The 13,836-nt window shown below is 37.2% G+C and carries 14 protein-coding genes; 12 read left to right on the top strand and 2 right to left on the bottom strand.

Annotated features, from left to right (window positions below):
- The first annotated feature begins 51 nt into the window (after positions 1-51).
- The 10 genes from PP181_RS02695 to PP181_RS02650 all read left to right on the top strand — a co-directional run bounded on the left by PP181_RS02695 (position 52) and on the right by PP181_RS02650 (position 9,379).
- On the top strand, positions 52-1,731 hold the full coding sequence (locus PP181_RS02695) for a DUF6909 family protein (RefSeq protein WP_154917719.1): 1,680 nt from the start codon (positions 52-54) through the stop codon (positions 1,729-1,731).
- A 19-nt stretch (positions 1,732-1,750) separates the two neighbouring features.
- Positions 1,751-2,731 carry a hypothetical protein gene (locus tag PP181_RS02690; protein WP_246160820.1) on the top strand — a complete coding sequence of 327 codons (981 nt, stop codon included), beginning with the start codon at positions 1,751-1,753 and terminating at the stop codon, positions 2,729-2,731.
- 1 nt (position 2,732) lies between these two features.
- Positions 2,733-3,803 carry a dTDP-glucose 4,6-dehydratase gene (gene rfbB, locus PP181_RS02685; RefSeq protein ID WP_154917717.1) on the top strand — a complete coding sequence of 357 codons (1,071 nt, stop codon included), beginning with the start codon at positions 2,733-2,735 and terminating at the stop codon, positions 3,801-3,803.
- 9 nt (positions 3,804-3,812) lie between these two features.
- Positions 3,813-4,673: a glucose-1-phosphate thymidylyltransferase RfbA gene (gene rfbA, locus PP181_RS02680; protein WP_272635884.1), complete on the top strand. Its 861-nt coding sequence runs from the start codon at positions 3,813-3,815 to the stop codon at positions 4,671-4,673.
- 324 nt (positions 4,674-4,997) lie between these two features.
- The gene (locus tag PP181_RS02675) at positions 4,998-5,666 is read left to right on the top strand and encodes an acylneuraminate cytidylyltransferase family protein (RefSeq protein WP_272635882.1); all 669 of its coding nucleotides are present in this window, start codon (positions 4,998-5,000) and stop codon (positions 5,664-5,666) included.
- A complete protein-coding gene (locus PP181_RS02670) occupies positions 5,663-6,130 on the top strand; it encodes a YhcH/YjgK/YiaL family protein (RefSeq protein WP_272635881.1) in 468 nt (155 codons plus the stop codon). The genes PP181_RS02675 and PP181_RS02670 overlap by 4 nt, the downstream gene beginning before the upstream one ends.
- Positions 6,108-6,893 (top strand): HpcH/HpaI aldolase family protein, encoded by a 786-nt coding sequence (locus tag PP181_RS02665; protein ID WP_138256635.1) that lies wholly within the window; start codon positions 6,108-6,110, stop codon positions 6,891-6,893. The genes PP181_RS02670 and PP181_RS02665 overlap by 23 nt, the downstream gene beginning before the upstream one ends.
- A gap of 1 nt (position 6,894) precedes the next feature.
- Positions 6,895-7,770 (top strand): NAD-dependent epimerase/dehydratase family protein, encoded by an 876-nt coding sequence (locus tag PP181_RS02660; RefSeq protein WP_272635880.1) that lies wholly within the window; start codon positions 6,895-6,897, stop codon positions 7,768-7,770.
- 5 nt (positions 7,771-7,775) lie between these two features.
- Entirely contained in the window at positions 7,776-8,432 is a 657-nt protein-coding gene (locus PP181_RS02655; protein ID WP_272635878.1) for an HAD family hydrolase, read from the top strand.
- A gap of 2 nt (positions 8,433-8,434) precedes the next feature.
- Positions 8,435-9,379: a phosphoglycerate dehydrogenase gene (locus PP181_RS02650; protein ID WP_272635877.1), complete on the top strand. Its 945-nt coding sequence runs from the start codon at positions 8,435-8,437 to the stop codon at positions 9,377-9,379.
- Here PP181_RS02650 and PP181_RS02645 read toward each other — a convergent pair.
- Positions 9,376-9,948, bottom strand: a complete 573-nt coding sequence (locus PP181_RS02645) for a hypothetical protein (RefSeq protein ID WP_272635876.1) — start codon at positions 9,946-9,948, stop codon at positions 9,376-9,378. The two genes, PP181_RS02650 and PP181_RS02645, sit on opposite strands and share 4 nt — an antisense overlap.
- A 153-nt stretch (positions 9,949-10,101) precedes the next feature.
- Positions 10,102-11,127, bottom strand: a complete 1,026-nt coding sequence (locus PP181_RS02640) for a glycosyl hydrolase family 28-related protein (RefSeq protein WP_272635875.1) — start codon at positions 11,125-11,127, stop codon at positions 10,102-10,104.
- A gap of 250 nt (positions 11,128-11,377) precedes the next feature.
- Between PP181_RS02640 and PP181_RS02635 the strand changes: the two genes are divergently transcribed.
- Together PP181_RS02635 and PP181_RS02630 are read left to right on the top strand one after the other, a co-directional pair.
- Entirely contained in the window at positions 11,378-12,700 is a 1,323-nt protein-coding gene (locus tag PP181_RS02635) for a hypothetical protein (protein WP_272635874.1), read from the top strand.
- The gene (locus PP181_RS02630) at positions 12,697-13,836 is read left to right on the top strand and encodes a hypothetical protein (protein ID WP_272635873.1); all 1,140 of its coding nucleotides are present in this window, start codon (positions 12,697-12,699) and stop codon (positions 13,834-13,836) included. Before PP181_RS02635 ends, PP181_RS02630 begins: the two co-directional genes overlap by 4 nt.

Genomic DNA, 13,836 nt, shown 5'->3' with positions numbered 1-13,836 from the left:
TACGGCGATATCAATACCAAATAATAATTGTAGTTTTGCGGGAAATCTCTTATGAGCAGAACAGTCACAACAACCAGGGCGCAGGAATCCACCAATGCCATAGAGCGCATGTACATCACTATGCGCCATCTTTTTAACAGGGGCTTTTATAAACCAACGGGTATTTCGGGCGAAGCCTTAAAAAATGCTCTTCTGCTCCTACGACCAGAAATTTATGGCTCCTTAGGGGAGGAAAAGGCGGAACTCAACGGACTTCTGTACGTTCTGGAAAGACTTCCCGAAGGAATTGAACAATGTAGGTTCATAAATCTCACCTCGGACGAAGGTTATGGTATATCCCACATAGACCCAATAATCCCCCCAAAAAGAAGGCGAAACTGCTACCGAATAGACGATGAGCAGATGAATATTGAGATTACCCGGGGCAGATCGGATATCTACGACATTCTTACCCATTTAACTTTTTTGTTCATTGAGTCCGAAAAAATATGCAAGAAGGTCCTGATACCGGAATCCAATAAGACCATCAGGGATTGGTCAAAACTGGAAGCTTTTCTTAAAAAGGAAACGTTGGAACAATCTGAAAAGGAGATTGCCCTGATACATACCGCCAATATTTTGGGAAGGTCCTTTGGAGAAGTATTGCATGTTTACAATAAACTGACAACAGAAACCGACCCAGAACGATTTTTGCGCATTGTATATTGGTTGGGAAAATTGGCCATAGAGGAGGAAATTACGGGAGAGAAGCGTTCCATAACCTTTAGCGCCCTACTGAGGGAGCGATTGGGACACCACATCCACGGTGAACGATGGGCCAACCACATTAAAGGGATCCTGGAAGAACATGGTCTCTTGGAAAGGCCGATACATATTATTTCCGCCAACATGCATAGTGTCATGAACTCCTTCTTCGCGACCAACGCCCTTAAAGAGGAGTTTCCCAATACTAGCAAACTGGAAATTTTTGAAGCCTTGAGCGCTTCGGGCAACGAGGTCCTACGCTTGAAGGTACGTGAATTTGCAGAGGCCAATGGCATGATATCCATTGCGGATTCCTCTGGTACCAATATTGACGTCCAAATATTTGATACGGGAATGTTCAATAAGAACGTCTGCTGCTATAATTTTCCAAGTACAGGTGAAGAAGAAAAACCTGTTATATTTGTGATGGACTATGCCTTTGGAGAACAGGCTTTTGAAACCATAGATGAGTTTCTTAAACCTTATGAAATGGATGAGAAGGAAGTTTTTTTGAATGTGGTTTCCGTCTCCATCATGGGTAAGGCCGGGATTTTGGAAGGGGGCAAGGGCGATATCATGATACCTTCTGCACATATTTTTGAAGGAACGGCTGACAATTATCCTTTTAATAATGAATTGTGTAGCGAGGATTTTAAAGGAAACGGTCTGAAGGTATATGAAGGGGCCATGGTAACCGTTTTAGGGACTTCGCTCCAGAACAAGGACATCCTGAAGTTTTTTCATGAGTCCACTTGGAACGTTATAGGATTGGAAATGGAAGGAGTACATTATCAAAAAGCAATACAATCGGCCTCGAAAATTAGAAAGAGCATACGGGAAGATGTAAAGGTGCGCTATGCCTATTATGCTTCGGACAATCCTTTGGAGACAGGAAGTACCTTGGCTTCGGGCGGATTGGGAACGACCGGTGTAAAGCCTACCTATTTGATTACAGATCGTATTTTAAAGCAAATATTCAACACATAACATGGCGGAAAATCAATCAATGAAAAATCAGAACAGTTCCGATGAAATCGACTTGGGACAGTTATTCCAGCTTATAGGAAAAGGGTTTGATTCTTTATTTAAATTTATTCTACGGGTATTTGTCTATTTAAAAAGAAATATTTTTATACTGATTGGTTTAGCTGCTATAGGTTTTGCGGTTGGATATGGACTGAACCAAATAGTAACCAAAAGGCAGAAAACCGATGTTATCGTAAAACCACAGTTGGAAAGTAAAAATTATCTATATGATGTCATTGATGAAATACAAGCAAATATAGATGCAAAGGATAGCAGTTTTTTTGAGTCAATAGGAATCGAAGAAGTTGATTTTGCAGGATTGGAGATTACCGTGAATAGGGTTATTGAAGAGGGCACTTCTGATAGGGACATGCAATATCTTGAACTATTGCAAAGTTTTGAAAATACCGACGCCATTGCCGATATCGTTAGGGCAGAACTGGAAAATAAAAGTTCATTTAACCATCGAATAACCTTTTATTACAAAAACAAAGAGTTAGGGATTCAATTTGCAAAAAAAGTGATGGAATATATTAATTCCAGCACATATTTTGATGAGGTTCTTATGATATCCAGAAATAATGCTAGAGGAAGGATAGAACAGAATGAACTTTTGTTGGACCAGGTTGATAAAATCATTACAAATTATACCAATAACTTGGCGTCAAGGAACAATGCTGTTTCCAGTGAACGCATAATTTTGGACAATCAGGAACAAGTAAATATTGCTGATCTTTTTGAATACAAGAATCTTTTAATAAGGGATATTGAAATCAAAAAGTTGGAATTAGCAGAACAGACGGAACCTATAAGTATTATCAATTTTGGAAAATCCCATGAGGTTCAAAAATCCTTTTTCGGAAAAAATCTTGTCCTCATTCCTTCAATTCTGATCGTTGTCTTCCTTTTTGTTTCATTCTTAGTTTACCTGAACCAGAAATCAAAAACCTTAATTTTATGAAATGCCTATAAGCCATGGACAAAATCACACTGTTTTAATTACGGGGGGGGCAGGTTTTATTGGTTCCCACGTTGTAAGAAAAATGGTTATGGCTTATCCTGGCTACCTGATTGTCAATTTGGATAAGTTAACGTATGCAGGCAATCTTGAAAACCTAAAGGATGTTGAAAACTATCCCAATTATAGATTTATCAAGGGAGATATAGCTGATGGGTACTTTATTAATGACCTTTTCTCAAATTGGAATTTTGACGGGGTTATTCACCTTGCGGCAGAATCTCATGTGGATAGGTCTATAGAAGAACCATTGGAATTTGTAAAAACAAATGTTCTTGGGACCGTAAATCTTTTGAATGCGTCCAAACAGAATTGGAAAAAAAATTATGAAAGAAAACGATTTTATCATATCAGCACTGATGAAGTATACGGATCATTAGGTGATACTGGATTTTTCTCTGAAAAAACCTCATATAAACCTAATTCTCCCTACTCGGCTTCTAAAGCAAGTTCTGATCATTTTGTAAGATCATATGGGGAAACCTATGGGCTGCCATATGTAATTTCAAATTGTTCCAATAATTACGGACCTTATCAATTTCCCGAAAAACTGATACCACTTTTTATTAATAACATTATCCAAAACAAACCTTTGCCAGTCTACGGAAATGGAAAAAACACAAGGGATTGGCTTTTCGTAGAAGACCATGCAAACGCTATTGACCTGGTATACCACAAGGGAATAAATAAAGAATCTTACAACATTGGAGGTTTTAATGAACGGCAAAATATAGATTTGGTAAAATTGCTTTGCAGTTTGATGGACAAAAGACTTTTTAGAAATGAAGGGGAGTCTGAAAAATTAATAACTTTTGTAAAGGATAGGCCGGGGCATGATTTGAGATATGCAATTGATGCAACAAAAATCAATAAAAAATTGGGCTGGAAATCCTCCGTAACATTGGAAGAAGGACTAGAAATGACTATAGATTGGTATTTGGCAAATGATGATTGGCTTAATCATGTAAACTCTGGAGAATACCAAGATTACTACAAAATGCGCTATAAGCAATAGAAAGTTGCAATGAAAGGAATTATTTTAGCAGGTGGTTCAGGTACAAGACTTTATCCTTTGACTTTGTCCGTTAGCAAGCAATTGATGCCTGTGTACAACAAACCCATGATTTATTATCCTCTTTCAACCTTGATTAGTTCTGGTATTAGGGAAATACTGATTATTACGACCCATAAAGATTTACATCTGTTCCAAAACTTGTTGGGTAACGGTTCTAATCTTGGTTGTTCTTTTAAATATGCAGTTCAAGAGAAACCCAATGGAATAGCCGAGGCATTCATATTAGGGGCTGATTTTATAGGGAATGAAAAGGTAGCGCTTATTTTGGGGGACAATATTTTTTATGGCACAGGATTATCAACTCTTCTCAAAGCAAATAACAATCCCGAAGGAGGTATTATTTTCGCGTATCAGGTGGGCGATCCAGAACGATACGGGGTAATCGAATTCGACATAGAAGGAAAAGCTATAAGTATTGAGGAAAAGCCAAACAAACCTAAATCAAATTATGCGGTTCCTGGAATTTATTTTTATGATAATGAGGTTGTTAAAATTGCTAAAAGTGTTACACCAAGCAATAGGGGGGAGTTGGAGATTACAGATATAAATAAGGAATATCTAAAAAAAGGGAGGTTACATGTGATTGTCATGGACCGAGGCACGGCATGGTTGGACACCGGGACCTTTACATCTTTAATGCAGGCTTCACAGTTTGTTCAGGTGATTGAAAATAGACAGGGTTTAAAAATAGGGTGTATCGAGGAGGAAGCTTATAAACAAGGTTTTATTAGTGCGGAACAATTGAAAAAATTAGCAATACCTCTGCTTAAAAGCGGATACGGTCAATATTTAATGAGTTTGATACCATAATGTATTAAAAAAATACTACAAAGTGTATTTTCAATGTTTTCGCAAGATTTTCATGGAATTTGGTATTAAAGCATAGGAATTTAAGTCACCATAGTATCAAAAATAAGTCGTTTAAGTGTTTATAATAGGCAATCCTTGTAATTGATATTTCATTTCTGAAACCCTCAACTATTTTAATTTTCATCATACATAAAACAATATGATTAAGAACTTTATGAATCCCCAAATTTTAATATGGATATTAAAAGGGCCAAGATGTTGATAAGATAAGCCTATGAAATAAAGAATAATAGTATTTTTGAACAAAGCTAATACTAATAAGAAATGAAAGTAGTCGCATTATTGCCAATGAAAGGAAACTCTGAAAGGGTTCCCAACAAAAACCTCAAAAATTTTAGCGGAGCTCCATTATACCACAAAATACTTAATAGCTTATTAGCTTCCAATTATATTGAGCGAGTTGTGATAAATACGGACAGTGAGGATATCAAAAAGGATATTGAATACAATTATTCGAACAAAGTATTGGTGCTGGATAGGCCAAAAGAGCTTATTGGAGATATGGTTTCGATGAACAAGATAATTGAGTATGATATTAATAAGGTAGATGCTGATTATTACCTACAGACTCACAGTACCAACCCATTATTAAAGACTGAGACAATTGATGATGCCATCGAGACTATGATGAGAAGGAAAGATGGATTCGATTCTATTTTTTCCGTCACAAGGATACAAACAAGGCTTTATGGTTCTGATGGAACACCATTGAACCACGACCCAGTGGAATTAATTAGAACACAAGATTTGCCGCCTATATATGAAGAAAATTCCAATATGTATATTTTTTCAAAGGAATCTTTTGAAAATGCAGGAGGGAAGCGTATTGGTAAATCCCCTATTATGTTCGAAATTGATAAGATAGAGGCAATTGATATTGATGAACTACATGATTTTATCATGGCAGAAACCTTATATAAAACACTTAGATGATTTTTGGAAACATTGAGGACTGGAGGTATTATTTTGGAAAATCCGAAGTTTTTAATGAGATTTTCCAAGAATTACCAAAAATATCAACAAGTACGGGTAATGGGGAATATAGACTAAATAACCAAATCTATTACAAAGTCATGAGTTATGACACGCATGTGAGCCCATCCGTTATAGAATCGCATAAGAGGGAAGTGGATGTTCAGATAATACTAAAGGGCAAGGAGCGTATCAAAGTCTTTGATGAAGATGCCGTTAAAGTAACGGTACCCTATAAGGAGGAAAACGACTGTCAGTTTTACTCCATTGAAAAACAGTCTTTTACTGAGTTTGACTTAGTGCCTGGAAAAATGGCTGTCTTTTTCCCGAAAGACATCCATGCATGCCAATTTGCGGTGGAAGATAAGGTTGAAACTATAAAGAAAATCGTATTCAAAGTAGATGAAGAACTTTTTACACACTAAGAGTAATTTAAAGGAAAAACTTAAAAAAAGGCAGGTTTCATTTGGTTCATGGCTTACCATACCACACCCTTCCATAGTGGAAATCATGTCATCTGCGGGTTTTGAATGGCTTACTATAGACATTGAACATTCTGCTATTGACATCTCCACATTGCAAAATTTAGTCGCCCATGTCCAGGCTAATAAAATGGAAGCTTTGGTTAGGGTCAGCAAGAATGAGGAGGTTATTATTAAACGGGTTATGGATGCGGGTGCAAATGGGGTAATTGTGCCTATGGTAAAAAATGCTGAAGAGGCAAGACAAGCAGTTTCTTGGGTAAAATACCCACCCTTGGGGTCTCGTGGAGTAGGACTTTCAAGGGCACAGCATTATGGACTTGCTTTTAATGAATACAATAAGTGGGTACAGGAGGAAGCTGTAGTAATAGCTCAAATAGAACATATTGAGGGTGTTAATAATCTTTCAGAAATTCTAGATGTGGAAGGAATAGATGGGATAATTGTTGGGCCATATGATTTGTCTGCGTCTATGGGTAAACCTGGAATGTTCTACGATGATGACGTCAAAGAGGTCCTTGCCAGAATAGACAAGATAACCTTGGAAAAATCGCGGAGTCTTGGTTTCCATGTTATCGAATCCGATTATAAAAAGGTAATGGATAAAATAAAGATGCAATATAACTTTCTTGCCTTTAGTCTTGATTTCTTTTTTCTTGGCGACAAGGCTAGGGAACAAATGGATTTATTAAGGGATAAATTATAGAATGAAAGAAATTCTTGTTTTTGGCGGGTTTGGGTTTCTTGGTCACTACTTGGTCAAAGAACTTTTAAGGAGACAGTATAGTGTTACGGTCGCGGATATTGCTGAAAATGAAGAATTAATTGATCAGGTTACGCATCATTACTGTGATATTTCAGACCGGAACCAAGTTTCCAGTATTTTTAAAGGGCAGCAATTCGATATTGTTTACAACTTGGCCGGTTTTGCCAATCTAGACAATGCTATAAAGCACCCAATCAAAACAATGAATCTTAATGTACTTGGAAATATGTACATATTGGAGGAGTGTGTTAAACAGAAAGTAGACAGATTTATTTACGCAAGTAGTGCGTATGCCATGAGCAATAAGGGGTCATTCTATGGAGTTAGTAAATTGGCATCGGAAAAAATAATAGAGGAATACCATAAGAAATACAATTTGCCTTTTGTCATATTACGTTACGGTTCCGTGTATTCGGAGCGGCCGTATGATAATAATTATATATACAATTTGGTCAAAAAGGCAGTTAAGGAAAAACGCATAGACCACCATGGAGACGGTAATGAAATAAGGGAATACATTCATGCAGCTGATGCCGCTAAACTATCAGTGGACGTTATTGAATCCGATTCCTTTTCAAACCTACATGTAATTCTTACTGGAACGGAACGCATGAAGCGTTTGGAACTTTTTCAAATGATCAATGAAATTCTAAATAACCAAGTAGAGGTGAATTGTAGCGACTCCGGTTATCAAAATCACTACAAATTTACTCCGTACTCCTTTGAACCCAGTGTTAGTAAAAAGCTTACTGCCAATCCTCACATTGACATGGGCCAGGGCCTATTGGAATGTATAAGGGCGGTTCACAATGAATAGGGAAAATGGCGCTTAAGAATATTTTTTTTGATTTTGATGGAGTACTTGCAGAGTCAGTTGGTGCCAAAACAGAAGCTTTTAAGGAAATGTATTTGCCGTACGGTGAGGATATTGCCAACATGGTAGTCGATTATCACATACATCATGGTGGTATTTCCAGGTTTGAAAAGTTCAAGTACTGGGAAAAGACTTTTTTCGGAAAAGAACTTAGTGAAGAAGATGTCCATAAAATGGCCCAAAAATTCTCAAGTTTGGTTTTGGAAAAGGTGGTCATGTCCAAACCGGTTCAGGATTCTATTTGGTTTTTGGAGAAATACTACCAAAAATTAAGCTTTTGGGTAATTACAGGCACTCCTTCAAATGAAATCGAAATTATCGCATCAAGAAGGAATATGTTACATTTTTTTGAAGGATTGCATGGGTCTCCAGAAAACAAAAGACATTGGACGGAATATTTAATTAAAGAACACGGGCTAAACAGAGAAGAGACCCTTTTCTTGGGCGATGCAACTACGGATTTGGATGCGGCCCAATATTCCAAGCTTCACTTTGCTCTGAGGGACAATGAAGAAAACGAAGGCATGTTCAAGGATTATAACGGGCCTCGTTTTAGTAACTTTAGGGAATTGGAACAACTTTTGGTAGATAAAAATTTGTTGTAAGAATGAAAGTACTGCTTACCTCCACATCATTTCAGGATACTCCTGGAAAGCATCAGGAACTATTGAAAGAACAAGGTTATGATTTGGATATCCTGCGAGGACCTATTTCAGAAGGGCAATTGTTGCCCATCATAGGTAATTACGATGCCGTGATATGTGGGGACGATGAGTATACCGAGGCTGTCATTAAAAAAGGGGTGGAGGGAAACCTAAAATATATTTCAAAGTATGGGGTTGGACTTGACCGAATAGATTTGGAAGCGGCAAAGAAATATGGTATTCCGGTTACCAATTGTCCCGGTGTGAATCAAGTTTCCGTGTCGGAGCATGTATTGGCACTCCTTTTTACATTCGAGAAAAATGTGCATTTACAATATAATTCTACCAATACAGGTAGCTGGAAGCGTTGGGTTGGTCATGAAATCCAGGGCAAGACCATAGGGGTCGTAGGTCTGGGCGCCATTGGCAAGGAACTCTCGAAAAAGGCGAATGCCTTGGGAATAAAAGTCATGGCATGTGATCTTTATAGAAATCAGGAGTTTTTAGATCAAAATCCGTACATCTCCTTTGAAAAGGATATCAACGAAATTTATAAAAATGCGGATATCATCAGTCTTCATTTGCCGCATACCCCACAATCGGAACACCTTATTAGCGAAGAAGTCGTTCAGAACAAATTTAAAAGAAAACCGATATTGATTAATACCTCTAGAGGAATGTTGGTAGATTCAAAGGCGATTCTAAAGGGCTTAAAAGAAGGCAAATTGAGAGGATACCTCACTGATGTATTGGCACACGAACCTATGTTGGAAAACGAGATTTTAAAAGGGGCCGAAAATGTAATAATAACTCCTCACGTAGGGTCCAGAACCTTTCAAAGCGTGGAAAGGCAGGGAACGATGGCCGTTGAAAACCTGAAGAAATTAATCAATTTAGGTAAGGATTAGTTTCCTGTTGGAGTATATTTTGATATGATTTGCCATTGCGCCCCGTCATAAAGAAGGGTAACCGTTTCTCCATCCTTCAAATTCAGGACTTTTTTATTTTCAATGTTAGAGGTGCTGGAACTTACTTCCAATAAATTATTAGCGGTACCGGAATTTTTGATTAGCAGTTCTCTCCTAATTTCTTCCTCGGAAGGGCTTATTGTAACCAAACGTTTACCATCATTAGTATTTATAATAATATTCCTGGATTTTTTGTCAGTTTTTACATTCGAGGAGGTTATAGTTGTACCAAATTTTATTCCTGAGATTTCCGTAATACCATTAGGAGCTGAAATATGGTCTCCAATTTTTGGATTTGTTGTCATACTGTAGGAACTCCCGTTACCAAAACCTTGAATACTGGGCTTTCCGTTAAATGTTCCAATACCAATTTTCCCCTCTTTAAGGTTGCCAAATATGCCTTGGTAACTTTCCATGTAATGCCTATTGTTGGTTTTTCCACTTTCTGACCCCAATCCTAAAAATTGCCTGCCATAACCTCTACCTTCCCTTAACTTAGGGTCCAGCACCAAGTTGGTGGCCGGATCTTCAACAATGAAATTTTGTTTGACCCCGCTATATTTGGAATTTAAAATCTCCGCATTGATAACATTTTTTCCAACTTTTATACCGGTAAGTATTCTGTCGTTCGCACGAATAAAGCTTTCGTTGAAAATGAAGGTTTAGGTGTTTTCAACTTCTACAGCATTTTGATCTTTATGTGCACTATGCCCTCCCGTGATAAAGGGACTGTAGAAGGCGATAATATCATTGTCGAACTTTTCATTTAAGTCACTTGTTATTTTTATTTGTGGCTTGTCCTCATTTCTTCCATTTCCCTCTAGAAAAGTGGAAAAGGAGGTAAAATTGGTCAAGTCTTCCAAGATAAGCCCTTCGTCATAGCACCCCTGGATGACTCCACCAAAAAATTTCAACCCCGTAGATGAATTTATATCGCTATTGGTAAACTTGGCGCCCACCTTACAGTTCTCGACCTTAAAATTTCTGAAGTCCGTGTTTGTGGCATTCCTGCCCAAGATTCCAAATTTAGAGGCATTGTAAATAAAAAAGGAGTCAAAACTTGGGGTATAGCAATTAAGAAGACTCAACCCTATTCCGCCTCCTTCAATAATGATGTTTGAAATACCGCTATTTCGATTTACCTGATTTAAATGGATAGCAGTAGCCTCTGAATGAAATTGATTGATGAAAAGATCTTTGATCTTTAGGTCAAATTTTTCATTTTCAGACCCAAAATCCATGAATGTCCCACTTCCTATAAAGTCTAAATAGGTTTTTCCTACGCCGTCCCCAATAATTTCCACGCCTATATCGGAGGATATACCCCGCTCAAATCTCCAATGTCCCGCAGGAATATAGACCTTGCCAACATAGATATCCCATTTATCATCAGTCCTTAATTCCGTACTGGTGACAATGGCGGCATCTATAGCAGCCTGGAGCGCATTTGAGTTATCATCAGACTCCAAAGAAGCCCCAAAGTCTTCAATATTAAATATGGCGGGCCTAATAAGGTCTTTGTGCTCCTGTGACGTGCTGTTTATCTTTTCATAAGGGATGCTGCTTAGACCTAGGGCTCTTTTTATACTTTCGTACCGAAAAACAAAAAACGCCAATAAAAAACCTACGATTACCGAAAACAGGATTAGAGCACCATATTTACCAAACTTACCAGACATTATTGCCATATAAAATTCATTTTAAAAACGGGGAAAGTACGAAAATTAGGATTAATTAATCGTCTGAACCTTAGTTTGAGGATTGGGTTTTTCTATATCTTTGAAATCAATTTAAAACAAAAAACTTATATCGATTTCAAAGAAGTTTTATAACAGACTTTGAAATCGATATTGATTTTAAGTTGGTAATAATTCTTATCCAAATTACAATAATTATCACCCAACAGAAGGTAAAAATTCTTTTCTAACAGTATATCCAATGTCCAATGTTGCCTATTCCTCAAAAAAAGTCTTCAAAAAGGCACTCTTTAACATTGGTTTTCAAGTAGTTCCAATTGCGGCTGCACTAATATTGACCCCCTATTTGATTGAAAACATGGGTAAGGACTTTTGGGCGAAGTATTCAACTGGAATTAGTCTTGTCTTCTTGTCCAATTATTTTTCTTTTGGTATAGGCCCTACATTGAATAGACGGGTTTCCCAGATTATTGGGTTGAAACAAAACCATAGAATTCAGGCAGAACTAAGGGAATGCGTGTCCTTTTCATACCTTCTTGGACTAGCCTTTTTCATACTGCTTCAAGCTGTTTTGTATGCCTCCTATATTTCTGAAAGCTTTAGCATTTTAAGATCTCACCAGGATTACGTTTTTTATAGTATCGTACTTTGTGTATTTTTTCTTTCCTTTCTTATTATACCCTATAAATCCTTGTTGGAGTCGTTCAGTGATTTTTATTTTTTGGCGATAGCAAGGGCCATCACTGCTGCGATGTTGTTCCTAGTACCTTTCTTCTACATTTCTTTGTTTGATGTTTCTCTTACAGGTATTTCTACCACCCTGCTTTTCATTTATGTCATTCTGTATCTACTCTATTTTGTAAGGGCCAAAAGTTATGAAGGCAAACTCTCGTTTAAAATGATATCCCCGGTAAACTGGGAAATAGCCAAAGGTTTATTTAGGTTTGAGCTAGGCTTTCTTAAAGAGACCATCTGGTTCAGTATTTTTTTTGCAACCTCAGCCATAGTCCTTTTTTTTGACAGGTTTTATTACCCCTTATTTTTTGATACCCGTACGATTTCTGACCATGTTACCTTACTGGACCTTTTCAATAGGGTTGCGATAGTAACGGGGACCATTTCACTGGTTTATTTTTCGGCAATTTCGGTCTGGTATCAAGAAAATAATTTGCGTAGGGTCACAGCGAACTTAAAGTTACAGTTAATAGGGGTAGGGCTGCTATTTTTTGGAATTGCCTTGGTTTCTTATTTCTTTTTGGATACAATTCTGCTTTGGTGGCTGAAATCTAGTTATTCAAATTTCATTGAATCCAATGGTTTCCATTTACTTATTGGGACATTACTTGTAAACTATACCATATTGCTGATAAGGCCTTTGCAGGCAATAGGTGAAATAAAGCTGGTTAGTGTCTGGCTAATGCGCTCAACCCTTTTGTATTTAATAATAGTTTTGTATTTGGGCGCTTTTTATTTGATAGATTATCATTTCGTGGCATTCATTACCAAGGCTTTGATAGATGTAATTATTCTTGTAACATTGTTGAGGAGAAAAAAGATATTATGAAGGACAAGGCATTTATCTATGAAGTCCATTATTCCAATTTCAACAGATATGTTATTCCATTAGCGGAATACCTGGTTAATAATTCCATAGCCAAGGAAGTCATATTGGTATATGATACGTTTACCAAAAGCGAAAAGATTCAAATATCACAGGATACAAGAATCAGCCTTTCACCAGTTAAAAATGTTTACAGGGAGAATAAGGGTAAGGATAACACCAACACCTTTTTTTTCAACTATAGTTATAGGATAACCGACCTTTATTGGACTTATAAATTCAAGAAAATAGGAGTTTGTACGTATCAGTTGCAACATGGTATGTATGCTGAATTTCTGGAGCGAAGCTTTCTGGGGTACTTCTCGGCAATCAACAGAAAAATGACCTATTTGCGATATCTTTTTAGTTTTTTGGTCAAAGGAAGATTTTCCATTTTTCTGTATTTGTTCAATAAGGACTTCACAAAGTCTTTTAAAATCAATGATTATATTGAAAACAAAAAGAGAAACAAGATAAGCCCCTTGTTATCAGACCATGTTTTTGTGTGGGGCGATTATTGGAAGGAGTGGTTTATTAAGAATCACTATTATGTGGCCCTTGACAGTTTTACCACTGTTGGAAACCCTGATTTCCATACCTTTATAAAAGGAAAAAATCAAACAAATCAACCGGAAAGAATCTGCTATATCGCCCAAACTTTTGTGGAGGACGGGCGTATGGAAAAATCTGTCTATAAGGGAATTATAGACAAACTTTCCAATGCGGTGAAAGATAGATTGATAATAAAGTTGCACCCAAGGTCCGATAGGACTATTTTCGAAACGGTGGTGCGCAATAAAGGTGTTTTAACCTATGATTTTCCTATTACTGGATTTTATGTAGGACACTATTCCTCCCTATTGGCCTTGGCCATCAATGAGGACAGCAAAGTATACCTGTTGGAGGTTAATGGAGAAGAAATACCCCATTATTTTAGGAATACCGTGGATCGTGTTTTTACCTCCATGGAGGACTTGTCCCGTGCAATTCTTGAAAATAATAAAAGCGAAAGGACTTCAAACATCTCATATTACTTTAAGAATATGGAAGAGCATCCATTTTCCATAATTGGGAACAAGCTGACCGAAAGAGTTAAATAG

Origin of the sequence: Maribacter sp. PR66 (genome assembly GCF_028464205.1) — a bacterium.
Lineage (GTDB): Bacteria > Bacteroidota > Bacteroidia > Flavobacteriales > Flavobacteriaceae > Maribacter > Maribacter flavus.
This window is presented reverse-complemented; position numbering and strand designations above follow the sequence as displayed.

Coding starts and splice junctions, on each gene's coding strand:
- PP181_RS02695 (WP_154917719.1), top strand. CDS start 52: ATGAGCAGAACAGTCACAACAACCAGGGCGCAGGAATCCACCAATGCC.
- PP181_RS02690 (WP_246160820.1), top strand. CDS start 1,751: ATGAAAAATCAGAACAGTTCCGATGAAATCGACTTGGGACAGTTATTC.
- rfbB (WP_154917717.1), top strand. CDS start 2,733: ATGCCTATAAGCCATGGACAAAATCACACTGTTTTAATTACGGGGGGG.
- rfbA (WP_272635884.1), top strand. CDS start 3,813: ATGAAAGGAATTATTTTAGCAGGTGGTTCAGGTACAAGACTTTATCCT.
- PP181_RS02675 (WP_272635882.1), top strand. CDS start 4,998: ATGAAAGTAGTCGCATTATTGCCAATGAAAGGAAACTCTGAAAGGGTT.
- PP181_RS02670 (WP_272635881.1), top strand. CDS start 5,663: ATGATTTTTGGAAACATTGAGGACTGGAGGTATTATTTTGGAAAATCC.
- PP181_RS02665 (WP_138256635.1), top strand. CDS start 6,108: ATGAAGAACTTTTTACACACTAAGAGTAATTTAAAGGAAAAACTTAAA.
- PP181_RS02660 (WP_272635880.1), top strand. CDS start 6,895: ATGAAAGAAATTCTTGTTTTTGGCGGGTTTGGGTTTCTTGGTCACTAC.
- PP181_RS02655 (WP_272635878.1), top strand. CDS start 7,776: ATGGCGCTTAAGAATATTTTTTTTGATTTTGATGGAGTACTTGCAGAG.
- PP181_RS02650 (WP_272635877.1), top strand. CDS start 8,435: ATGAAAGTACTGCTTACCTCCACATCATTTCAGGATACTCCTGGAAAG.
- PP181_RS02640 (WP_272635875.1), bottom strand. CDS start 11,127: ATGGCAATAATGTCTGGTAAGTTTGGTAAATATGGTGCTCTAATCCTG.
- PP181_RS02635 (WP_272635874.1), top strand. CDS start 11,378: ATGTCCAATGTTGCCTATTCCTCAAAAAAAGTCTTCAAAAAGGCACTC.
- PP181_RS02630 (WP_272635873.1), top strand. CDS start 12,697: ATGAAGGACAAGGCATTTATCTATGAAGTCCATTATTCCAATTTCAAC.